Here is a 22,377-nt window from a genome sequence, read left to right as displayed (position 1 = left end):
AAGGAAATATTAAAAAATAAATTGAGGGAATAATTAGGGTTCATATATAAATTAGAATACTCAAAAATGAAAGATAAAGAGCCATCAGAATTCACAGATAAAGAACTTTTAGAAGCAAATAAGAAATTAAAGTATAATTTAATAATCAATGCTGCACTTATTGGTTTTTTAGTAGGTATAATAATTTATAGCGTAGTAAAAAATAGCGTAGGATTTTTAACGCTAATTCCTTTATTCTTAGCTTATAAATTAATTAAGAATTCACAGAAAAATAAAAAATAATTGAACACAGATAAAAACGAAACATCAAGTTTTACGATTTGTAAAGAATGCCAAGGGTTAGGTAAAAAAAACAAAAGAATACGTAAAAATGTAAAACTTCGTTATCAAACAGCATCAGCTGCTTATGAAAAATCATACAAGCTAGGTGCCGCTTCTGTTCGTCCTAAAGCGGTACAATATTCTTGTTTAAAATGTAATGGCTCAGGATTATTAGAAGCTGATAAGCATCCTATAGCAGATATAGAGAATTACCCTCACGTAGCTATAATTGGTGGTGGTATTGGTGGCGTGGCACTAGCTGTGGCGTGTTTGCATCGTGGAATTCCGTTTACGCTTTATGAACGTGATGATAGTTTTAATTCAAGATCACAAGGTTACGGACTTACGCTACAACAAGCGAGTAATGCTATTAAAGGATTGGGTATTTTTAAGTTGAAAGAAGGCGTTGTTTCAACAAAGCATGTGGTTCATAATCCCGAAGGAAAAGTAATTGGTGAATGGGGCATGAGAAAATGGATGGATTCTGATACTAAAACTTCCCCGAAACGAACAAATGTACATATAGCACGACAATCTTTACGATTCGAATTATTAGAGCAATTAGGAAATCACAAATCTGTAAAATGGGGGCATCAATTAATTAATTTTAATGATTCTGAAGATGGATTTATTGAATTAAGTTTTCAGGTTGATGGAAAAATAAAAAAAGAAAAGGCAGATTTAGTTGTTGGTGCTGACGGAATTCGTAGTTCGGTACGTAAACTTTTAATAGGTGATGATATTATGCCTTTGCGTTATTTAGGTTGTATTGTAATATTGGGTATTTGTCCTTTAAAAGATATTAAAAATGTTGATAGTTCTTTGTTAGATTCCGCTACTGTATTTCAAACAGCGAATGGAAATGAACGTATTTATATGATGCCTTTTACATCAGAAGCTGTTATGTGGCAACTCAGTTTTCCGATGTCAGAAGAAGCGGCAAAACAGTTAAGCGAAAAAGGGTCTAAAGCACTTAAAGAAGAAGCTTGTAGTAGAACTCCTTGGCACAATCCTATTCCACAGATATTAGAAGCTACTGATGAAAGTAATATTTCGGGATATCCGGTGTATGATAGAGAATTATTAAAACCGGAGTTATTATCCGAAGAAAAAAAAGTAACACTAATTGGTGATGCAGCACACCCTATGAGTCCGTTTAAAGGGCAGGGAGCTAATCAGGCTTTATTAGATGCCTTGGCGTTGGCTAGAGGAATATCCAAAGGATGTAGACCTTTATCAGAATGGAGAAAAATTGGAATTAGAGAAAGCGTACTAACAGCTTTTGAAATAGAAATGTTGATGCGTAGTGCATCAAAAGTAAAAGGATCTGCAGAGGCTGTAAAATTTTTACATTCAGATGCTGTACTTCAAGAAGCGAATGAACCAAGAGGTCGTCCTTTAAATAGAAAATAACAGAGTATTATTGTGATTAAAGACGGTTTTAGGTTTTGAATTAAAAAACAATCCTCACTAAATAAAAGAACAAGAACGATAAGAGGTAATTCTATTCAACTATATTGCGTTCATAAACTATTATTATGAAATTAAATTTATTGTCTTGTGATGCTCAAAGGCCAGATAAAAGAGCAATAGCTAATTGTATTGCTGAGGTATCATTTAATATTGATGCGTCTTTAGCAAATGAACTTACAAGTATTCTTTTAGAAGGTGACGCAGTTGATATTGAAATTGAAGATAAAAATTCAGGTTCTACTTTAAGAATTTTACGAAAACTAAATATCGATTACGAAATTATAGATTAAACTGTTCTACAAGACGAAAAAGACTTTAATTGATTTTCAACTAACAGGTTAAATCAATTTTAAGAAATAGAATTTATATATGTGATTGTTTTTTTATTAAAAATTGTAGCGCGTTCTACATTAACCACATGACCACATTCTTTTAGAATAACCAAAGAAGCATTTACATGTTTTTCAACCACATTTTTAATAGAAGGTAAGAATAAATGATCTTCATCTCCCATTATATATAGGGTAGGTATTTTTAGATCTTTCATTCTAAATAATCGTAATAACGGATTAATTTCTGATGTTAATTTAAACCAACGTAAAAATTCCTTTTGATATAACTTTTTAGCTTCGTTAACGAACAATAAGCGAGAATTTTTATGATTTTTTTTAGGCATTATTATAAAAGCAAAAAGCTTGTACAATAACATATATGGTACAATTGATTTAAATAAATTACCTACAAAAATTAAAAAACGAGAACGTAAATTAAATTTAATAATTGCGCCTCCCATAATCATACTACTCACTAAATTAGGTTTCTTTTCGGCTAAGTTTCGTATTAAAATTGTACCTAAAGAAATACCCACAAAATGCGATTTTTTTATCTGTAAATGATCAATAACTTCTACGATATCTTCAGTAATAGCATCAAAAGTGTATTTTTTATTAAAAGTAGACTTTATAACAGATTTACTATCTCCGTGGCCACGTAAATCTAAAATTAAAACATTAAAATGTTTTTTAAAATCACGAAGTTGTTTGTACCAAATAGCGCTACTACCACCAGCACCGTGTACAAATGTTACCCATTGGGTAGAAACAGCATGTTTGTAAGAGTAATAGTTTAACAAATTTTTATTTTTTTAATCCGAGCAAAAATAATTTAATTTATCAACTTTAGTTGTTAAATTTTTTAAGTAATTCATAAAAATGACTAAAAAGAGGTATAATTTTAAAATAGTAACAACTAATAAGTAGGGTTTTAGGCTTATATTAATTAGCATAACTGAATATAATTATTTTGAAATACGCAATAATAGGTTTAAAAAAATTTTTATTTTTTTTAAACCTATTATATCTAATTTTATATAAAAACATTCTTTTTATGTACTCAAAACAATAACATCCTCGGCACGTATTACTTGAGTACTGCCAGAAATGTAAGCAGGTTTTTGTTCAGAAAAAGTTGATTCGTTTTTTAACTCACTTTCTTTTGTGTTTTCACCAAAAGCATAATTTAAATTGTATTCATTTAATAGAATTTTTATTTCACCAAAAGTTCTTTTTTCAGTTGTTGTTTTCCCTTCGTTGTCTGTAATCGTTTTTTCTATTAGGTTAGGTAAAAAACGAATAATTTGAGTGTCTGTAGGAGGAACAGGAACAATATCAAATTGAATTTCTGCACTTGCATTTAAATTCATATTGTACTTATTCGTATTTGTTGCATTTACTGGAGTTGCATACATTTTAGTACGAAAAGCTTGTCCGCCATTTAAAATACTAGATGATTGTTGCGATAAGGATAATGATATTTTAGCTTTTGCAGTAGTTTTTGGAATCGTGTAAAATGTAGGTTGATAACCTATTTCACGCAATAACTTTAAAGAAGCTTCAGAGTTATCTGGGTCTGTATTGTAAATTTCTAAGGTTTGTCTTAAAGAACCTTTATCTAATGCTGCTTGAGCTTCGCCAACGCCTTCGCCAATGGAAGCTATGAAATCTCCTAAAGGTGCAGCAAAAGCGTCTTTTAAATAATCATTTGAATTGTTTGACATGGTTTTAGTTTTTTAATGGTTTTGCAAAAATTACAATTACTTCTTGTCCTTGAATTAATTCCGAGCCTGCTGCTGGTATTTGTTTAATTGCTTGTCCTTCTATAAATTTTGGATTATCCGTTGGCTGGTAAATAACGTCTAATTTTAATCCGTAATTTGTAATGATTTTTCTGGCAGCTGTTTCTGTAAGACCAATAATATTTGGAACATTATTTTGATATTTTACACTTGTTGTATTCGGAACAACATCAATACTAATATTGCTAATTGCAGCGGCATTTATATCTTTAGCAGATTCAAAATCAACCAAACCAAATAGTGTTCCTTCTGGGCCTTTTTCTATAGTAGTTTTTAAGTTTAAAGAAATGTTTGCCATTTTAAATCTGGACGTATCCATTTCCGCATCCGCTACAGCAATGTCATTTATAATACTACTATATACTTTTTTAGCATCTAATTTATTCGGGTTTTCAGCATTAACAAAACTTTGTATTTCTGTTACTTTAGTTTGTAGTTTTGTGATTTCACTTTCTTTTACGGAAGTGTTTTGAGCAAGTGCGACAATTTCACTGTTTTTTTCAGAAACAATTTGTTGTGATATTTTTACTTTTTTAACTAAATCATCAATAGAATTTTGCTGTGTTTGTAAGGCGTTTTTTGTTTTTTCAACTTCAAAAATAATTGCTTTATTTTCTTGTTCAAGTTTGTTTTTTGTTTGTTGTAAATTTTTAACTTCGTTTGTTTTTTCTAACAAAAACTCTTTAAGTTTATTAATTTCAATAGAGTCATTTTTTAATTTAGATAACGCTTCTTTAAGAAGGTTTATTTCTTGATTTTTCTCTTCTAAATACTGCTTAAGAACAATTGTTTTTTCTTCATATTCCGTTACTGATTTTTTTAATTCTGCAATACGAACAGTTAATTCATCATTTATTATTGAAGAAGATTTTAAGATTTCTAATTGTTCTTGTAAAATTGAAACCTGTTCGTCTTGCTTGTTTAGTTTTTCTAATAATTGTTCAACTTCATTGGTTTTATCTTCCAATTTTTTTAGAAGTTGGTTAAATTCTTCTGAATTATCATCTTTAGAAGAGTAATTCAACTGTTCTTTTAAATTAGTGATTTCATTAAGACTATTTTCTAAAGATTGTTTTAATGAAGCTTCTGTTTCTTCATGTTCATTTAAATGCCCATTAAGTTCTTTAAGTTGAATACTAAATTTTTCATTGATTTTTTTAAAATTAATTTCTTGTAGCTTGGTTAATGAAGTAAGGCTTTTATTTTCTTCTTGTAACTTAAAAAACTCTTTTTGAAAATGATGTAAGTAAATAGGAGAAGCAATAATAGTACTCGCACCTCTTTTAGTGATTAAAGAATCATCCAAAAGCCATAATTTATTAAAGTCAATTGCTATTTCTAAATTTTCTTCATCAAAAAATATAGATGGTGCTTCTGAAAGAATTAGTGTTTCTTGCTCATTAGATTTTACAATTCTAAACATAGGTAAACTACCTTCACTCATACAATCACGTACAAGTCGGGTAATAATTTCTTCTTTAGCAAGTCTTACTGGAATTTCATAAGCATGCGATAGTAATCCTTTTTTAGTTTCAATTTTCGCAACAAGTTTTTCCCATTTCCTGTTTTCAATATCTAAAAATTCAATGTCTATAGAATAAGATTTTAAAGCGGTATTATTAGCAGCTAATAAGTCGCATTTAAAAAGTAAAGAGCGGTATTTAGTGGCCATAATTAGTGTTTTTGAATTGAAATTTTAGTAAAAACTGTACCTATATTGATATCTATTTGTATGGTGTTTTTAGCATCATAATCTGTAGTATCTATTTGAATTGTATTTATTGCAAGTCCGTTAACATCGGTAGTAACTTCTCCTTGTTTTACAAAGTTGGTATTGTGGTTTAAAACACTGTTTGTATTTAATAAAATAGTTTTATCTCTATTATAATTAAACTCCACCAAAGCACCTGGAATCTTTTCACCAGCAGAATTAAAAACAGCCACTTCAATATCATAAATATTTGAAATATTGGTTTGTTTAGGAATTGCTTCAATAATTAATTGGGGTAAACCATCATTAGGCATAACAGCCACAAAACGACCAGAAATACTACTTGTTATTTTATCAGATTCAGAGGAGCTACTTGTTTTACTTACCGGACGATATGTCATCATTGGAGCTGGAGAATACGGCATTTCTGCCATTGCATATTTTCCATAACTACTACTTTGGTCGTAAGTTCCGTTTGTTGTTGAAGAAGTTTCTAATTCGGTTTCTACTTGTAAGGTGAAATCCAAATAAGGTAAGGTATATAATGTATTAGGACGACCATATTCATCATAAGGAGCAGCATTACGAAGTTGATGTTGCGCTTCATTTAAACTCTCTGATATTCCGAGTAATATTTCTTTTAAGGTTATGGATGTGTTTTGTGTGCTCATTTGGTATGTAAATTATAATGAAAATGGATCTTTTTTTGATGCTGATTTCTTTTTAGTAGGAAGCTCATCTGCAAATTCTTTGATTTTTTTTGCAGCAGAAAAAATTTCTGAGACATTGATAGTATCAAAGCCTTTAGATTCTTTTTCTTCTTTTTTTGTATAAATTTTATCTAAATAATTTAAAGCCATTAACACATCTTGTTTCTTTTCAGTTTTTTTTAATAGACCAGTTTTATTAAAAAGATTGTCAACAGTTTTAATCGTTTTAGTTGTTTTCTCTAAATGTTTTTTCGTGGTGTCGTAAAAGTTGTTTACTTTATTTAAGTTTTCATTCAAAGCATTCGCCTCTTTGGTATCACTTTTTATTGTTGGTAATATGTTTTTAAATTCATTTTCTTTTTGTTGTGCTAATTTTTCAAAATCTGATGTTTTTTTTGTGCTTATTTTATTAAAGATATTGAGCGTTTTTTCACTAGTTTTAACAATTTGATCAACTGATTTAATAGCAGTAGAAAAAAATTCGTTTTCTAAAACTGAATTTTTATCAGTTGTTTCTTTTTTGATAAAATCACTAGAAAATAAACTGCTTATTTTGTTTATGCTATGAGAAGTATCACTGGCTATAGTGTTCACTTTTTTAACTGCTTTAGAAACAGTATCTATTGTATTAGTAATCCTTTTAAATTCTTTGGATTTTTTTGTTTTCTTTTTATTAGTTAGAACAAGTTTGTCAGAAAATTTTGTGATGTTTTTATCTACTTCTTTACTTATTTTAGAAGTAGTATTTAATATGTTGTTTATTTTTTTTAACCCTTTTGACGTTTTTGTTTTCTTGCTGTTTATTTGTGCAAAATTTTCAGAAAGTGTCGTTATGTTTTTTGCTGTTTTTTTCCCATTTTCAAAATTTTCAAGAACAGTTTTGGGTTGTTTTTTTTTGATAAAACCTTTTTGTGTTTTTTTCTTTTTAGAAAGTAAACTTGGAATTTTATTTTGTGCTTTTCTAGTAGTATCTACACTAAAAAAGTTTTTCTCTTTTTTATTCCAATTGATGTTTTCTTTAGCACTATTTTTTCTTTTTTTAAGAAGTTTATTTTTCTTTTCTTCTTCTTTTTTAGCGTCTTTTCTTTTTTGATAAACAGATTTTATCTCACTATCATATTGTTTCTTGGTAGAAGAATGCTCTGCTGTTTTACCAGTAAGAGCATTCATATTTTGTTCTAGTTCTTTTTGCTCCTCAAGCAAACTTTTTAAATTAATATTAGATGCAGCAATATCGTCTAATGATTGTTCATCATTAGTAACATTAGGTTGTATTAAATCAGATAGAGAGAGGCCTTCATTTTCGTCTTCTATTGCTGTTTTTTTAGTTGTAACCTCTTGTTTTATAAACTGTTTCCAATGTTTGGCCATTTTAAGGAGTTTTTTAAATTAAATCGTTTCTTTTGTCTTCAAGTTCAGCTGCTATCATCGCACGCAAGCGTTGTTCAAATACAGGCGGATTTGGCACTGCTACTAGTTTTGTTCGTAGCATTGAGCTACCTTCTGCAGAGTATTGATACTTTTGAGAAAAACTAGCAGAAACAGAAGCACTAACAGCAACAATACCTACATTTACACCTCCACTTACAGAAGTAGCAACGCCAAACTCTGTAGTTTTACTCATAGAAACAGACATTTTCATCTCTAGAACAGTATCTACATATTGATAAAATGTAGGTGTAAAACCAAGGGAAAGCAAACTATATTCTTCGCCTCCCATATCCACTTTTGTATCTACCAACTCTTTCGCCAACTCCATAGATACTTTATCTAAGGCGCGTTGTGCTTGAGCGATTCCGACACCAAGTGTTTTTACCATTTCTGGTAAAGGTGCATTTAAAATTTCTCTAGTTATACTTCCCATTTTAGTTTGATATTAATTTAATTTTCAGCTTCTTGTCGCGCAATTTCCATTTGTTGTTGGATACGTTCTTCTAAAATTGCTGGTGGTGGAATAGGAACTAATTTTGTTTGCAGTATGCTAGAACCTTCTGCTGAATAACTATATTTTTGAGAAAAACCAGCATTTACCTGTGTAGTTGTTACTGTTTTATTTGCTTTTAATCCTTTACGCCAACTAAAACCGATACTTCTATCTTTACTTTCTGATTTACTATCAACAGAAAAAGAAGAAGAACCTTCTCTGGTAAATTTGATAGAAATACTAACACGTATCATCGTATCTACAAACTGATAAAATGTAGGAGAAAATCCTAATTCTAACATAGATAATCGTTGTGGTAACATTACTTCACGTGTACCTAAACCTGGTTTAACCATTTTTCTACCAGGAACTGGTGTTGGAGGAGCGGTTGAAGTCGCTGGTACACCGTCTAATAAAGTATATACCTCGCCAATATACTTATACCATTTAATAGAACTAATATTGGTTTGATCTCTATAATATACTTCTGTGTTTCTTTGGTCATCAGGCGTAAATATTACGGTTTTATCGGATACAGCAGGAAGCTTATTTACATCTACAACTTCTTTATCGTAACCAGCTTCGGTGTCATTACCAAGTTTAGCATCGATAGCTGCTCTATATGCTTGGTCAGTATTAGAGTTATACAATTCTACAGCATCTCTTAATTGTACCTTTTCTTTACCAAAGAATACACGACTATCTTTAAAATTTATAAATTCTTCTCCATTCAATTCTTCTTTTACAGCTTTAAGTCCGCCCATCATTTCAGCAACCTCAATAGAGTTAGAGTCTAATGCCATTTGTGCTTCGGCTATAGAAAAAGCCATTTGTCGAATCATGTCGCCCATCGGAACGTCCAATAATTCTTGTCCTATACTAGGATTTTTTCTAAACATATTTTTTGTTTTTATTTGTCTTTTGTTATTGTTGATTTTAAAATTTCATAATAAATATCTGGTGCAGGTAGTGATACAATTTTTGCAGCTATAGATGAAGATGCTTCTGCAGAAACAGAAAATTTACGTGCATAATGAGCAGAAATAGCAATGCCAAACATTTGGGTTTCTGTATTATCATTATTCGCACTAAAATTATTATTAGCATTACTAGCACTTCCACTTGTTGCATTATTTGAATTAGAGCTGTTCCCATAATTTAAACTTAATGAACCGCCATAACTTTCAGATTCTGCAACAGAAAACTCCATTTTCACTTCAAAAGAAGCTTCTGTAAAAGCATAAAAAGTAGGAGCAAACCCAAGGCTAATTAAATTATAATCTTCATCACCTACAGCTATTTTAATCGTTGCCATTTCATTTGCTAAGCGAATAGAATTGGCATCTAAAGCAGCTTGTGCATTCGCAATAGAAGCGCCTAGTTTCTCTAACATAAATGGTAGAGGAGCATTGGTAATTTGTTGTATAACTTGTGGTACTGCGCTCATAATTTCTAGCTTCCAGAAGTTGTATTACCAGTTAATGATGCAATATAATTCTCTAAACCAGTTGGTGGTGGAACAGAAATCATACGAGCAGAAACGGAAGCATTTCCTTCTACAGATACACCAAACTGACGTGCATAGCGTACATCTAAAGAACCACTCCAAGCAGATACTTTAGGATCTTTAATACTTTTTAAATCTGATTTTGCAAAGTATTTACTGTTAATTACTTTATGTATATTTAAAGTATCGTTATTGTTAGAAGAGTTTTGTGCATTCGAAGATTTATCTTCTATAGTAGTTTCTTCATTATTATTAGAAAATAAGGTGTATTCTATCTTAGCATCTTTTCTTAAAAGATAAACAACATCACCAGAAACTTGAGTATAAAATTTGCTATTGGAGCCCAGTTTTGTTTTTATTTCAGACAAACTATTTACAGTATGGGAAATACCTATATCGCTACCAGAATTAATTTCGATATTAGTTGTTGTAGCTGCAGTAGAAATATTGAATTTTCTAAAAAGGCCAAACGTACTAGTAGACCAGTCAGTAACTAAAGTTGATGCAAAACTAAAATTACCACCTATAATATAATAATAATCATTAGTTCCTTTTTCAATTTCTATCGTTACTTTTCTAAATTCAGGGTTTTCAGGACCATCTTTTTCTCCTGCTGCATTTGCTTCTGCTTCACCTTCAGATTTTGTTTCTGAAATCTTAGATTCAGGTATACCAATTGCAATTAAATAGTTTTTAACAGCTTTTGCTCTTTTTAAACCTAAGTCTAAATTAAAGTTTTCTCCACTTACACTATCTGTATGACCAATAATTTTAATGGTTAAATCATTATCATTTATAGCACTTGGAGTACTGTTATTATATGTTATTAATGATAAGACTTTTAGTTGTTCTTGTACATCAGTATTGTCAAAACCTCCTTTTGTATAATTAAAATCTAGAGCGTTATACTTAGAAAAATCAAAATAGATATCAATAGTGTCTTCTATTTTTTTACAACTACTTCCAATGTTACTTGAGGTAACTTTTTTTGGACTTCCTGTTGTGTTAATCGTTATTCCAGTAGAAGCATTAAAATTAGCTGTATTAGTTATTTTTATAATACCTGTTTCAGCGGTATGACTGTCGGATAAAGCCAACATACCAAAGCCATTATAATTATGCGCTCTTACTGCATTACTAGTGCTTGTGTTAACAATATCTTTAGTCTCAATTATTTTAGAATCTACACGTTGTACTTCAGAGTCAGAAGATAAGTTTTCAGCAGTTTCCTCTAATCTATCAATACTGCCTGTTTCTTTACTTGTATTTACAGTACTTTGGTTTACCTTTAATGTGTGCTCATTAGATGCTGTTGTCCAATATTTTCGGCTACTTTTAAATTCCTTGTACTTTTCTTCCTGATAATTGTTTTCAACTTCTTGAATGCTTACATCTGTATACCCTTTCTTTTTAGTAGAGTCATATTCTAAGCTAAAATCAATTTCTAGTTCTTCTTGAACTGTCATTTTTAAATTGATAGAAGCAGAAACATCTGCATATTCAAAGGCATAAAACGCAGGTTGAAACCCGAGTTCTAATAATGATTTACCGCCAACTTCTACTTCAGAAAGCCTCGTGATTTGTTTAACGGAGTTGGTGTCTAAACGCTCTTGAGCGTCTGCAATACCAAGTGCTAGCCCTGTTACAATACTTCCAACGTCTACGTTTTGAAGTATTTTGGCGCCTTGGTCAAGTGTTTTAATGTCTGCCATATTTAATTGTTTTTAATGGTTAAAAAGGAGAAATTCCATCTGGTAAATCCATGGCTATTTTTGGATTTACAGATTCTTTTCTCACTATAAAATAATTGTGTTTTTTCTGTAATCGGGTAACTTGATCTTTATTGATCTTATAACCCCTTAAAAGCCAGTTTAACAATTCATCAGTTATAGGATGTTTGCCTTTTCCTATTTCTTTTTGTACGGTTGTTAGTAATGCTTTGGCTTCTTCTTGCTCTTCTTTAAGTATATGCTGAATGGCTTGTCGCTCGCTAACAAAAGCATTGTGTTTTTTTACCAACACATTAGTTTCTTTATCAGCTAAAAAAGCTCTGTAGTTTTCGCAAAAAGAAATTACCTCGTCATACGAACCTAATTGCTCTAAAGATTCCATAACACATTGGCTATAATGTTGAAAAAATAATTCGCTATCTTTTTGTGTTTGAGTTAAGCGTAAAGCTTCTTTATAGTGTCGTAAAGCCTCTTTATAGTTTTTGTCTAGCGCATGCATTTTACCACGTTCAGCAATCCTGAAATGCAACATTTTTTTATTTTCCATAATTTAAATGATTGTTGGTTCGCAGTTTAATAGTATTAACTGTGCATATAAGTAATTGGCAATTAAATCAGGAATTTCAGTACTACTTTCCCACTCACTAGTGTTTTCTTTAAAAGAGCTTACCTCTATAAATTGTGCTAATACGTTTTTAACGGCAGCATGTTCTTTAATTTTCTTTATCGCTAATTTTCTAGTTGCCTTAAAGTTGTGTTCTACAGAAAATTGAAGTCCCAATCCTTCACAATTTTCTATGATATCTTTTGCTGATTTATGACTTACACGTTCAAAAAGTGTGATAGGTAAATGTTCCTTTAACTCTGGAAGAATAGCATCAGGCATTCCAATTTTTTCAGTTAAAAAAGAAGTATGCTCTTTATTATTGATATCAAATGAAGTTAAATGAATGTTTATTAACTGATGTGTTTGGTTGATAACACGGATTGTTTTTTTAGATTGATGTTCTCTCCAGATAGTACTGCTTTCGGCATAGCTAAGATTTTTTATAATAACTGTTCCGTCTTTTAAAGTTTGTATTGGTTGCTTAATTTTTGCTATAAGTCTTTTTAAATCACTTTTAGGAAAATCATTGTTAATATATATTGTAAACACATCTTTTCTAGGATTAGAATAACATACTAAAGCATCTATACGCCCTTGAAGTGCAATTGCGGTAGCTTCAGAAACACCACCTAATACAATACCTGGTTGTGCCAATAACATGTTTAATGATTCTGATGGTTTGCAACCTAAAAATTCTGACAGTTGATTAATTACTTTAGGTAGTTTTAAAATATCTTCAAAATAAATACTGATTTCTACTTGTTCTTTAGCTAGATTTATTTTTTCTTTTTCATCAGTAATTTGCACCTCTAAACCAAGTTTAGATAATGTTAAAGCTGCTTTTTTAGCTAAGTCTAAATCTATTTTTTGAAATAGAACAGCAGGAGCATTGTAGAGCATTTTTAAAATGAACTCTTGTGGCATTTTAAAAGAGTCGGCTAATAATTTAGAAACACTCGGATTAGCGGTTCCAATAGAGTTGATAATTACAGTATTTTCCATTTAATATATTTTTAGTTAATTCTTGTAAAACAGTTAATTACTTTTTTGTTTTACAAACTTCACGATATATATAAGTTTAATGGACGTGTGATTAACGTATATAGGCGTATGAACCAACCTGAGATTTTAGGGTTGTTTAACCTTGTGAACTTAGGTTGTATAATTTTGAAGGGAATTTGAAGAAAATTGTTTCTTTGTATCTGAATAAAGTATATTTAACGCTTAAAACTAACAAACCATGATTACACCTTTATTATTAGCAATTACAGTAATTGCTTTCGGAATTTATATTTATAAGTTTCCACCAACTAAACCAAAAGACACATCTAAAAACAGCATTTGTTTAGACTACTCTGCGGAACCGATGAATCAATTAAGTGTACCTTTAGTTCACGAAATGGTAAATGGCTACAAAAACAATCAACTGGCAAAGATTAACAGTAGTTTAAATATGGACGATGCTCATTCTATAAGATTTGAATTAGAAACTTTGAAAGCTTTTATTTACCACACAGAAATGAATGCTAAAAAGCATAGAATATCAAGTAAAGATTTAGGTTTACGTATCTATTATTCTCGTTATCCTGAAAAAGAAACATGGAAAAGACCGTATACTGATTTATCTGATTTTTTAGGAAATTCTACTACAGAAAAACATGAGAAACTACATACTTTAGTAATGATACCAACTATACGAAGAGGTGAAACAGATTTCGATTTTAATCCGTTAGATGATCAAACGTATACCACAAGTTTAAAGAAAAATGAAGCGTATCTAAACAATGGTTCTCAAACTAGAACTGCAGCATTAGGTGGAGGTAGAAATTCAAGAGGTTCTTCTAATAATCTAGGTTCTCAAAATCATGGAGGATTAATACCTCCAGTAGATGGAGGAGGTGAAGGTTTTTAATATATGCATGAGTTATATCCATATATGAATAAAGTACTACTAGTAGCAGAATTTTTATCTGCTCTAGTTGCTTTTTTGTACTATAAAAAAGTGAAATATAATTATTGGAAATGGTTTTCTATTTATTTAATATTTATTTTTATACAAGAACTGTATGGTAATTTTTTTCACGTTTTTTTATCAATAAGAAAACAAGATTACTATGCTTTTTTTGGTATCCCAATTCAATATCTTTTTTTTTATTGGTTATACGCTTATAAATCTCAAAAAAACGTTAAGTTATTTATCCTTTGTTGTTTTATTTATTTAATATCTTTTATTCCTTTGGAAATTTATAAAGATAAAGTCAGAACGCTATATTCTTTGAATTTAACGACCGGAAGTGTCTTATTGATTACTCTAATAATTTTAGAATTCTTAAAACAAATAAAAAATGATAACATTTTAAAGTTTAAGGAAAATAAAATGTTTTACATAAATATTGGGGTCACATTATTTTATATAGGCACTTACCCTTTTATTGCTTTTTACAATGAATTAATAAAAATACAATATCTAGATATATGGAATGCCTACTATTTATATTTATTAATATCTAGTAGTATTATGTATTTATTATTTGCAGCATCTTTTATATGGGGGAAACATCAATCTTAATAATAATAGTTTTATTTAATATAATTTTTATTGCTTTTTTAGGAGGAATATTTATTTTTATTCGTGAGTATCGTATAAAAAAGAAAGCACATTTAAAGCAAATTTCTACTATTGATGAAACGCATAAAAAAGAATTACTAGAAACTCAACTTGAAATTCAAACCCAAACGATGCAATATATTGGGCAAGAAATTCATGATAATATTGGTCAGAAATTAACATTGGCGAGTATATATACGCAACAGTTAATTTTTGAAAATAAGGTTCCGCAAGTAAACGAAACTATTGAAGGGATTAATGACATTATAAATCAGTCTTTACAAGAACTTCGACAGTTATCAAAATCGTTGACAGACGATTCTATTAAAGATAATACTATCTCTGTTTTAATTGAAAATGAATGTAAAAAAATTAATGATTTTAAAAAGTGTACCGTTCATTTTTCAAGTACTATTGAAAAGGAATTACAATCCTACCAAATAAAAAGTATTCTGTTTAGAATTACTCAAGAATTTCTACAGAATAGTATGAAGCATGCAGCATGTAAAAATATTCTAGTTTCGTTAAAAACAACTACCAACGCTATCAAATTTATATTAGAAGATGATGGTGTTGGTTTTAATCCTGAAACGATAAAACCAGATGGTATCGGTCTTAAAAATATAAAAAAGAGAACAGCATTGGTAGGCGGAAAAATGAAATTAGAAAGCCAAGAAAATAAAGGAACGAAATTAATTATAAATATCCCCATTTAAATGAAAAAGACAATTGTTATTGTTGACGATCATGTTTTAATAGCCAAAGCATTGAGTAATATTATTTCTAATTTTGAAGGATTTGAAGTACTATACGTTTGTGAAAATGGTATGGATTTTCAAAATAAAATAAAAACAAAAGGGATTCCTGACATTGTTTTACTAGATATAAGTATGCCTATTATGGATGGTTTTGAAACTGCAAAGTGGATTAAAGAAACACATGCTACTATTTTAATAATGGCTTTGAGCATGCAAGATGATGAGTCGAGCTTAATTAAAATGATTAAAAATGGCGCAAAAGGATATCTCTTAAAAAATGTATATCCTACTGATTTAGAAAAAGCTTTGATAGGATTGGTTGAAAAAGGACGTTTTTTTCCTGAATGGGCCTCTAGTAAAATATTTGCGAGTATTGGCAATGATTCTAACAGTGAAAATGAAAAAATAAAATTATCTGATCGTGAGATAGAATTTTTGAAATACTCTGTTACAGAAATGAATTACAGAGAAATTTCAGAAAAGATGTTTTGCAGTCCAAGAACTGTCGAAAATTACAGAGACAGTTTATTTGAGAAATTAGAATTAAAATCAAGAGTTGGTTTAGCAGTTTATGCTTTAAAAAATGGATTTACCGAGTGATTGATATGCCTTGTTTTTATAATGTGTTATAAATAGTTTTAATACAGTTGATCAAGCTGAAATAGCTTTTAAACATCTTTTTATAGATTAGCTCTTTTATTCTTAAAAGCTGTAAAAAGACTACTTATCTTTGCAGTCGATAAAACTTCATAGATATTTAAATATTATGGCAATGACAATGAAAACACAAGAAGATATTTTAGCAAAATTAAATATCTATGAGTTAAATGAAATGCAGCAAAAAGCTATTTCAGTAATTGATACAAATGCAAATACTGTTATACTTTCACCTACAGGAACAGGAAAAACCTTGGGTTTTTTATTACCTGCGTTAAAATTAATAGATTTTGAAAATAAAGAAATTCAAACTTTAATTTTAGTGCCATCAAGAGAATTAGCGATTCAGATAGAGCAAGTAATTCGAGAAATGGGAACTGGGTTAAAAGTAAATGCAGTGTATGGTGGTCGTTCGATGGCGAAAGATAAAATTGAATTAAAGCATACGCCAAGTATTTTAATTGGTACTCCAGGAAGAATTTTAGATCATTTTGCAAATGAACGATTTTCTAAAGACAGCATAAAAACGTTAATTTTAGATGAGTTTGATAAATCGTTAGAAGTAGGTTTTGAATCTGAAATGAGAGGTATTATCAATCAATTACCAAACCTAAAAAAGCGTATTTTAACATCAGCAACGCAAGAAACTGAAATTCCTGCATTTGTAGGTTTAAATAAACCCACGGTATTAAATTACTTAACAGGAAAAAAATCTAGACAGTTAACCTTAAAAACAGTTGTTTCTCCTATAAAAAACAAAAATCAAACATTGGTTAATTTGTTACAACATATAGGAAATCATCAAGGAATTATTTTTTGTAATTTAAAAGATAGCATCAATCACGTAAGTGAGTTCTTAACTAAAAATAAAATAGCACACAGTTGTTTTTCTGGAGGGATGGAACAAAGAGATCGTGAACGCTCATTGATTAAATTTAGAAATGGTACCAGTCAGGTTTTAATTGCTACAGATTTGGCAGCAAGAGGAATTGATATTCCTGAAATGAAATATATTATTCATTACGAATTACCAGAAAGAATAGAGGAGTTTACGCATAGAAATGGTAGAACGGCAAGAGTAAATGCAAAAGGAACCGCATATATTTTAAAATGGCAAAAAGAAACCTTACCAGAATTTCTTGCTAATATTCCAAATACTGATATCTCTCAGAAAGAAAAATTAAAAGGGCATTATTGGGAAACATTATTTATTTCTGGCGGTAGAAAAGATAAAATATCAAAAGGAGATATTGCAGGTTTATTCTTTAAAAAAGGAAACTTAACAAAAGAACAATTAGGAGTTATTGAGTTAAAGCAAGATTGTGCTTTTATAGCTGTACCTGTAAGCGAAGCAAAAAAGTTGATAGAAGAACTAAATAATACTCGTTTAAAAAATAAAAAAGTGCGTATTACGTTGGCTTAAAAACTATTACTTTTAATAATTATTAAAAAAGAAATGAAAAAATTTTTCGCAATATTATTATTTATTACTGCTTTTACTAGTTGCTCTACCAAAGAAAAAACAGATAAAGAGCTTTTAGATATTGATAAAAAAACGTTAGCGAAAAGTTTAGATTCATATAAGGTTTTTCCTTATAAATTTGGTAAAATATTAATAAGATCTTCCGTTGTCAAAGACACAATTTCAGCAGAATTTAAGTCTTTTAAAAAAGATATAGATAGACTCTCTAAAAAATTATTGAGTCATAATGTTCAGTCTCCAGAAGAATTATCTTTTTTAGATTATCTATCAATATATCGCGATTACAAAAGGATGGAAGACTTTGTAATCAAAACAGATGAAGATTTGTTTCCGCCACTTTTAGATGTTTTTAATGTAGTTTATGGAGATTCGATAAGTGAAAGAAGACCTTATTTAAAAGGTGAAGAAAAGCAAATAGTCGAAAATTTAGAGCATAGTGTTTTAAGTGCCATCGTTATTTTAAGTAAAGATTTAGGCAAAGAAGTTTCATTATATGAAAGTTCGAAAACGAAACCAGAGTTGTTACCAGACACAGAAATAAAAACATTATTACAATATTTTAGAGGATTTTTGTTTTTTGAAAAAGGATTGTATTATTTATCCGAAGATGAAATATCAAGAAATATAAATTGGCTTAACAGCAATAAAAATGTTGACTTACCTTACACACGTGCTATGTTTAAGTGGGGTAACCTTACAAATGAGCAAACGTATATTGGTATTCATTCATTGAATCACTTATTTAGAGCTTTTGATCGTTTAATGATGAATAGAGATATAGATGAAGAAAGAGCTTTAGCAGATTTTGAAATTTTTTTAAAAGATTCAAAAGAAATTGGTGTAGACAATGAAATCATCTGGTCTGTAGAAACCTATTTATATTTAAAGAACAACAAAAATGAAAAGGCAATAACATCATTAACTAAACTTAAATCGAGTAATTTATTATCAGTAAAAGATAAAAATAGTATAGAGGAATCTATCGAATATTTAAAAAATAAAAACTCAGATAGTGTTTTAAACGGATTCTACGATAAATATTTTTTGAGTAAAATAGCGACCAAATATATGTTTGTTGTTTTAGCAGAAGTTGATTGGAAATTGATAATGGAAACACAAAAAGTGCCGTATACAACAGAAATGTTTGCAGTAATAGATAAGTTTACCGAAATGACAACCAATCTAAATAAATATACAACTACTGAAAGATTAAAGGAAGTAGGAGAGGATATTAAAGATAAAGGAATAAGCCTTTTTGATAAAGCCAAAGAATTGGTTAAATAATCATTCTATAAAAACAATATATAAAAAATAAGCTATTTATATTTTAATATAAATAGCTTATTTTTTATATAATTATTTTTCGCTACTCAAAATTTCTTTAACAGCAGCTTGATATTTCTTCGGATTTCCTGCTTTTTTAATCTTTTTATAAGTTTTCTGCGGATTCGTAAATGACTTAGAAAAATATTCCCAAAACCCTAACATTTTCATTTTTATAGGTGTAGGCCCAGATAAAGCAGCATCATATTGATGATAAATTTCATCATGAAACTCGCCAAAGCGTTGCCATCTATCTTTAGGATATTCGGTTGTGTTATCTTTAATCATTTGTGGTAAAAATGGATCCCCAATTAAACCACGACCAATCATAAAATGTGTAATACTCGGAAAACGTTCTTGCATCGCTTTAAAACCAGCCACAGAAGTAATATCTCCGTTATAATATAATTGATGTTTAGATACGTCGATACATTTCTGAAAAGCATCTAAATCAACGCCACCTTTGTATAGTTGTTTTCCTATTCGAGCATGAATAGCAACATTTTTAAGCGGATATTTTTCTAAAATAGGAAAGGAGTGTAATATTTCTTCGCTGTTTTCATAGCCCATTCGCATTTTCATAGAAACTAAAATGTCGGTTTCGTTATGTGCTTTATGTAAAACTTCATCAATTCTAGCAGGATTACAAATTAATCCAGAACCCATTCCCGATTTTGTAACCATTGGGTAAGGGCAACCTAAGTTCCAATTCAGCTCTTTATAACCTAAACTTTGCACGTACTTTGCAACAAATAAAAACTCATCAGGATCGTTTGTAATTACTTGCGGAATTACGGTTAAGGTATCATTGTTTTCGGGTAGTAAATCACGCTCATAACTCGATTTAATTTTCATTTTTCCGTTTAAACGAATATATGGCGCATAATAAGTATCAATACCACCAAAGTATTTATGTTGTGCATTTCTAAAGCGAAAATCGGTAAAGCCTTGTAAAGGAGATGAAAGTAAAGTAAAACTCATAGTATGTAATAAGTTGCAAATATAACTTACTTATCTTTCATATTTTAAAGTTAAACTTTATACTTTTGAAATAGATAAATTATAAATGAAAACTGTTTTTAACTTCTTAAAAAAGCATAAAATAAAGACAATCATTATATTTTTTTTAATGATTGCATACTATTATTGTTTGCCTGAAAAATTGTTTATAACGCCAACATCTACCGTTGTTACTGCAAGAAACAATGAATTGTTAGGTGCTGTAATTGCAGAAGATGGACAATGGCGTTTTCCTGAATTAGATTCGGTTCCAACAAAATTCGAACAATGTATTTTACAGTTTGAAGATGCACATTTTTATAAACATTTCGGATTTAATCCAATATCTATAGGAAAAGCATTTATAGAAAATATAAAAGCTAAAAAGGTGATTCGTGGCGGAAGTACACTTACGCAACAAGTAATTAGATTATCACGCAAAAATAAAGGACGATCTTATCAAGAAAAAATAATAGAGTTGGTTTTGGCAACGCGATTAGAATTCCGATTGTCAAAAAAATCAATTTTAAACTTATATGCTTCTCATGCTCCTTTTGGAGGTAATGTAGTAGGCTTAGAGATGGCTTCTTGGCGTTATTTTGGCTTACAGCCACATCAATTATCTTGGGCAGAAACAGCTACTTTAGCTGTTTTACCAAACGCACCTTCGTTAATTTATCCGGGTAAAAATCAACAAAAACTAAAAGAAAAGCGAAATCGATTACTTAAAAAATTATATAAAGAAACCATTATTGATACAGTTACTTATCAATTATCATTATTAGAAAAACTCCCAAAAAAACCATATGCTTTACCAATTCTAGCAACACATTTTGTACAAGAAATAGCAAACAAACATTCAGGTAAACACCTACAAAGTTCTATTGATATTCATTTACAAACACAAGTAAACAATTTAGTGAAACAACATTATCTACGTCAAAAACAAAACGAAGTTTTTAATATGGCGGTTTTAGTTTTAGATGTTAAAACTAGAAAAGTGCTAAGTTATGTAGGAAATTCGCCAACAGATAAAGCACATCAAAAAGATGTAAATAATGTAGTGTCAGCAAGAAGTACAGGAAGTACGTTAAAGCCATTTTTGTACGCACAAATGTTACAATCGGGCGCAATTTTACCAACGCAATTAGTGGCAGATGTACCTACCGAAATAGCAGGTTACACACCTAAAAATTTCGATTTAACTTTTGATGGAGCGGTGCCAGCAAACCAGGCTTTAACACGATCGTTAAATATTCCTTCGGTTCGGATGTTGCAATCATACGGATTAGAAAAATTCAGGGCAGATTTAAAAGAATATTCGATTCGGGATATTAATAAATCAGCCGATTATTATGGTTTGTCATTAATTTTAGGCGGGGCAGAAGCCAGTTTGTGGGATTTATGTAAAACTTTTGCGAGTTATGCCGGAGTTGTGAATCATTATGAAGAAACAAAACATAATTACTATTCGAATGAATTTACAGAACCTAGCTATATAAAGTCTGATGAAATTTCTTTTGGAAACGTTCAGGAAAACGAAACTCATATAGATGCCGGAGCAGCTTTTACAACCTTAAATACGCTAACTGAAGTTAACAGGCCATTTACCGATCAGGCTTGGAAATATTTTGATTCTTCTCAGAAAATAGCATGGAAAACAGGCACTAGTTTTGGTAATAAAGATGCTTGGGCAATTGGTGTTACCCCGAAATACGTAGTTGGAGTTTGGATAGGTAATTCAGACGGAGAAGGAAGACCCGATTTAACAGGTGTTGGTAGTGCGGCTCCGTTACTATTTAACGTGTTTGATGTACTGCCAAAATCAAATTGGTTTTTGGAGCCTTATGAAGCTTTGGTTGAAGAAAATATTTGTGAAAAAAGCGGTTATTTGGCATTGCCTATTTGTAAATCGGTTATAAAAAGAATACCCAAAAACGGAGTGAGAGCAAAGCCGTGTCCTTATCACCAACAAATTACTGTTGACGCTTCAGAAAAATTTCAGGTAAATTCTAATTGCGAGTCGGTTATTAATATGAAAACAAGAACATGGTTTGTGTTACCCCCGCTAATGGCGCATTATTACCAACAGAAAAATGTAGATTATAATGTGTTGCCAAACTATCGAAAAGATTGTAATAAGGCGCAAAATAATACCATGGATTTTGTGTTTCCGACAAAAAAACGATCTAAAATATCATTAACAAAAGGATTAAATAATAAAGTAAATCCTGTAATATTAAAAGTTACACATGCCAATGCAGATGCTCTTTTGTATTGGTATTTAAATGATGTTTTTATAGGTGAAACTTCTCAATATCATGAACAAGCGATAACTCCTAAAAAAGGTAATCACAAAATCATTGTAATCGATAACTTAGGGAACGAGAAAATACGATTTTTAGAAATATTATAAATTAATTATCAGAAGC

Annotated in this window: 22 protein-coding genes; 10 read left to right on the top strand and 12 right to left on the bottom strand. The window is 30.0% G+C overall.

Features of this window, described 5'->3' with window-relative positions:
* Positions 1 to 66: 66 nt before the first annotated feature.
* The 3 genes from AC28QF_RS01800 (at position 67) to AC28QF_RS01790 (ending at position 2,084) form a co-directional block, all read left to right on the top strand.
* Complete coding sequence (locus tag AC28QF_RS01800; RefSeq protein WP_488200066.1) at positions 67 to 282, top strand: FUSC family protein; 216 nt, start codon at positions 67 to 69, stop codon at positions 280 to 282.
* On the top strand, positions 283 to 1,734 hold the full coding sequence (locus AC28QF_RS01795) for an FAD-dependent monooxygenase (RefSeq protein ID WP_488200067.1): 1,452 nt from the start codon (positions 283 to 285) through the stop codon (positions 1,732 to 1,734).
* A gap of 125 nt (positions 1,735 to 1,859) precedes the next feature.
* Positions 1,860 to 2,084: a hypothetical protein gene (locus AC28QF_RS01790; protein ID WP_488200068.1), complete on the top strand. Its 225-nt coding sequence runs from the start codon at positions 1,860 to 1,862 to the stop codon at positions 2,082 to 2,084.
* A 59-nt stretch (positions 2,085 to 2,143) separates the two neighbouring features.
* On the opposite strand, the gene AC28QF_RS01785 is transcribed toward AC28QF_RS01790, so the two are convergent.
* The 11 genes from AC28QF_RS01785 to AC28QF_RS01735 form a co-directional block, all read right to left on the bottom strand.
* Entirely contained in the window at positions 2,144 to 2,926 is a 783-nt protein-coding gene (locus AC28QF_RS01785) for an alpha/beta fold hydrolase (protein WP_488200069.1), read from the bottom strand.
* Between the two features lie 252 nt (positions 2,927 to 3,178).
* Entirely contained in the window at positions 3,179 to 3,850 is a 672-nt protein-coding gene (locus AC28QF_RS01780) for a hypothetical protein (protein ID WP_488200070.1), read from the bottom strand.
* A 4-nt stretch (positions 3,851 to 3,854) separates the two neighbouring features.
* Positions 3,855 to 5,600, bottom strand: coding sequence for a PASTA domain-containing protein (locus AC28QF_RS01775; protein ID WP_488200071.1), 1,746 nt, complete (start codon positions 5,598 to 5,600; stop codon positions 3,855 to 3,857).
* Between the two features lie 2 nt (positions 5,601 to 5,602).
* Complete coding sequence (locus AC28QF_RS01770) at positions 5,603 to 6,310, bottom strand: hypothetical protein (protein ID WP_488200072.1); 708 nt, start codon at positions 6,308 to 6,310, stop codon at positions 5,603 to 5,605.
* 12 nt (positions 6,311 to 6,322) lie between these two features.
* On the bottom strand, positions 6,323 to 7,720 hold the full coding sequence (locus AC28QF_RS01765; RefSeq protein WP_488200073.1) for a hypothetical protein: 1,398 nt from the start codon (positions 7,718 to 7,720) through the stop codon (positions 6,323 to 6,325).
* A 13-nt stretch (positions 7,721 to 7,733) separates the two neighbouring features.
* Positions 7,734 to 8,213, bottom strand: coding sequence for a hypothetical protein (locus AC28QF_RS01760; protein ID WP_488200074.1), 480 nt, complete (start codon positions 8,211 to 8,213; stop codon positions 7,734 to 7,736).
* A 17-nt stretch (positions 8,214 to 8,230) separates the two neighbouring features.
* Positions 8,231 to 9,172, bottom strand: a complete 942-nt coding sequence (locus AC28QF_RS01755; RefSeq protein WP_488200075.1) for a hypothetical protein — start codon at positions 9,170 to 9,172, stop codon at positions 8,231 to 8,233.
* A gap of 11 nt (positions 9,173 to 9,183) precedes the next feature.
* The gene (locus AC28QF_RS01750) at positions 9,184 to 9,720 is read right to left on the bottom strand and encodes a hypothetical protein (protein ID WP_488200076.1); all 537 of its coding nucleotides are present in this window, start codon (positions 9,718 to 9,720) and stop codon (positions 9,184 to 9,186) included.
* 5 nt (positions 9,721 to 9,725) lie between these two features.
* Positions 9,726 to 11,492 carry an OmpA family protein gene (locus AC28QF_RS01745; RefSeq protein WP_488200077.1) on the bottom strand — a complete coding sequence of 589 codons (1,767 nt, stop codon included), beginning with the start codon at positions 11,490 to 11,492 and terminating at the stop codon, positions 9,726 to 9,728.
* Positions 11,493 to 11,511: 19 nt separating this feature from the next.
* Positions 11,512 to 12,057, bottom strand: coding sequence for a hypothetical protein (locus AC28QF_RS01740; RefSeq protein WP_488200078.1), 546 nt, complete (start codon positions 12,055 to 12,057; stop codon positions 11,512 to 11,514).
* A gap of 3 nt (positions 12,058 to 12,060) precedes the next feature.
* Positions 12,061 to 13,119, bottom strand: a complete 1,059-nt coding sequence (locus tag AC28QF_RS01735) for a hypothetical protein (RefSeq protein WP_488200079.1) — start codon at positions 13,117 to 13,119, stop codon at positions 12,061 to 12,063.
* Between the two features lie 238 nt (positions 13,120 to 13,357).
* Between AC28QF_RS01735 and AC28QF_RS01730 the strand changes: the two genes are divergently transcribed.
* The 6 genes from AC28QF_RS01730 (at position 13,358) to AC28QF_RS01705 (ending at position 18,907) form a co-directional block, all read left to right on the top strand.
* The gene (locus AC28QF_RS01730; RefSeq protein WP_488200080.1) at positions 13,358 to 14,029 is read left to right on the top strand and encodes a hypothetical protein; all 672 of its coding nucleotides are present in this window, start codon (positions 13,358 to 13,360) and stop codon (positions 14,027 to 14,029) included.
* Positions 14,030 to 14,053: 24 nt separating this feature from the next.
* Complete coding sequence (locus tag AC28QF_RS01725; RefSeq protein ID WP_488200081.1) at positions 14,054 to 14,686, top strand: hypothetical protein; 633 nt, start codon at positions 14,054 to 14,056, stop codon at positions 14,684 to 14,686.
* Positions 14,665 to 15,441: a sensor histidine kinase gene (locus tag AC28QF_RS01720; protein WP_488200082.1), complete on the top strand. Its 777-nt coding sequence runs from the start codon at positions 14,665 to 14,667 to the stop codon at positions 15,439 to 15,441. The genes AC28QF_RS01725 and AC28QF_RS01720 overlap by 22 nt, the downstream gene beginning before the upstream one ends.
* Positions 15,442 to 16,083, top strand: coding sequence for a response regulator transcription factor (locus tag AC28QF_RS01715; RefSeq protein ID WP_488200083.1), 642 nt, complete (start codon positions 15,442 to 15,444; stop codon positions 16,081 to 16,083).
* Between the two features lie 166 nt (positions 16,084 to 16,249).
* Positions 16,250 to 17,563 carry a DEAD/DEAH box helicase gene (locus AC28QF_RS01710; RefSeq protein ID WP_488200084.1) on the top strand — a complete coding sequence of 438 codons (1,314 nt, stop codon included), beginning with the start codon at positions 16,250 to 16,252 and terminating at the stop codon, positions 17,561 to 17,563.
* A gap of 33 nt (positions 17,564 to 17,596) precedes the next feature.
* On the top strand, positions 17,597 to 18,907 hold the full coding sequence (locus AC28QF_RS01705) for a short-chain dehydrogenase (RefSeq protein ID WP_488200085.1): 1,311 nt from the start codon (positions 17,597 to 17,599) through the stop codon (positions 18,905 to 18,907).
* Between the two features lie 72 nt (positions 18,908 to 18,979).
* Here AC28QF_RS01705 and AC28QF_RS01700 read toward each other — a convergent pair whose 3' ends face one another.
* A complete protein-coding gene (locus AC28QF_RS01700; protein WP_488200086.1) occupies positions 18,980 to 19,927 on the bottom strand; it encodes a tRNA dihydrouridine synthase in 948 nt (315 codons plus the stop codon).
* A gap of 148 nt (positions 19,928 to 20,075) precedes the next feature.
* Here AC28QF_RS01700 and pbpC point away from each other — a divergent pair, with 148 nt between their 5' ends.
* Positions 20,076 to 22,361, top strand: coding sequence for a penicillin-binding protein 1C (pbpC, locus tag AC28QF_RS01695; RefSeq protein WP_488200087.1), 2,286 nt, complete (start codon positions 20,076 to 20,078; stop codon positions 22,359 to 22,361).
* Positions 22,362 to 22,377: the final 16 nt, after the last annotated feature.

It is taken from the genome of Tenacibaculum sp. M1.3A (genome assembly GCF_057732375.1).
This window is presented reverse-complemented; position numbering and strand designations above follow the sequence as displayed.

What these genes read in the sequence shown, in the direction of transcription:
- AC28QF_RS01800 (WP_488200066.1), top strand. Translation starts at nt 67, where the DNA reads ATGAAAGATAAAGAGCCATCAGAATTCACAGATAAAGAACTTTTAGAA.
- AC28QF_RS01790 (WP_488200068.1), top strand. Translation starts at nt 1,860, where the DNA reads ATGAAATTAAATTTATTGTCTTGTGATGCTCAAAGGCCAGATAAAAGA.
- AC28QF_RS01780 (WP_488200070.1), bottom strand. Translation starts at nt 3,850, where the DNA reads ATGTCAAACAATTCAAATGATTATTTAAAAGACGCTTTTGCTGCACCT.
- AC28QF_RS01775 (WP_488200071.1), bottom strand. Translation starts at nt 5,600, where the DNA reads ATGGCCACTAAATACCGCTCTTTACTTTTTAAATGCGACTTATTAGCT.
- AC28QF_RS01770 (WP_488200072.1), bottom strand. Translation starts at nt 6,310, where the DNA reads ATGAGCACACAAAACACATCCATAACCTTAAAAGAAATATTACTCGGA.
- AC28QF_RS01765 (WP_488200073.1), bottom strand. Translation starts at nt 7,720, where the DNA reads ATGGCCAAACATTGGAAACAGTTTATAAAACAAGAGGTTACAACTAAA.
- AC28QF_RS01760 (WP_488200074.1), bottom strand. Translation starts at nt 8,213, where the DNA reads ATGGGAAGTATAACTAGAGAAATTTTAAATGCACCTTTACCAGAAATG.
- AC28QF_RS01755 (WP_488200075.1), bottom strand. Translation starts at nt 9,172, where the DNA reads ATGTTTAGAAAAAATCCTAGTATAGGACAAGAATTATTGGACGTTCCG.
- AC28QF_RS01750 (WP_488200076.1), bottom strand. Translation starts at nt 9,720, where the DNA reads ATGAGCGCAGTACCACAAGTTATACAACAAATTACCAATGCTCCTCTA.
- AC28QF_RS01745 (WP_488200077.1), bottom strand. Translation starts at nt 11,492, where the DNA reads ATGGCAGACATTAAAACACTTGACCAAGGCGCCAAAATACTTCAAAAC.
- AC28QF_RS01740 (WP_488200078.1), bottom strand. Translation starts at nt 12,057, where the DNA reads ATGGAAAATAAAAAAATGTTGCATTTCAGGATTGCTGAACGTGGTAAA.
- AC28QF_RS01735 (WP_488200079.1), bottom strand. Translation starts at nt 13,119, where the DNA reads ATGGAAAATACTGTAATTATCAACTCTATTGGAACCGCTAATCCGAGT.
- AC28QF_RS01730 (WP_488200080.1), top strand. Translation starts at nt 13,358, where the DNA reads ATGATTACACCTTTATTATTAGCAATTACAGTAATTGCTTTCGGAATT.
- AC28QF_RS01725 (WP_488200081.1), top strand. Translation starts at nt 14,054, where the DNA reads ATGAATAAAGTACTACTAGTAGCAGAATTTTTATCTGCTCTAGTTGCT.
- AC28QF_RS01720 (WP_488200082.1), top strand. Translation starts at nt 14,665, where the DNA reads ATGGGGGAAACATCAATCTTAATAATAATAGTTTTATTTAATATAATT.
- AC28QF_RS01715 (WP_488200083.1), top strand. Translation starts at nt 15,442, where the DNA reads ATGAAAAAGACAATTGTTATTGTTGACGATCATGTTTTAATAGCCAAA.
- AC28QF_RS01710 (WP_488200084.1), top strand. Translation starts at nt 16,250, where the DNA reads ATGGCAATGACAATGAAAACACAAGAAGATATTTTAGCAAAATTAAAT.
- AC28QF_RS01705 (WP_488200085.1), top strand. Translation starts at nt 17,597, where the DNA reads ATGAAAAAATTTTTCGCAATATTATTATTTATTACTGCTTTTACTAGT.
- AC28QF_RS01700 (WP_488200086.1), bottom strand. Translation starts at nt 19,927, where the DNA reads ATGAGTTTTACTTTACTTTCATCTCCTTTACAAGGCTTTACCGATTTT.
- pbpC (WP_488200087.1), top strand. Translation starts at nt 20,076, where the DNA reads ATGATTGCATACTATTATTGTTTGCCTGAAAAATTGTTTATAACGCCA.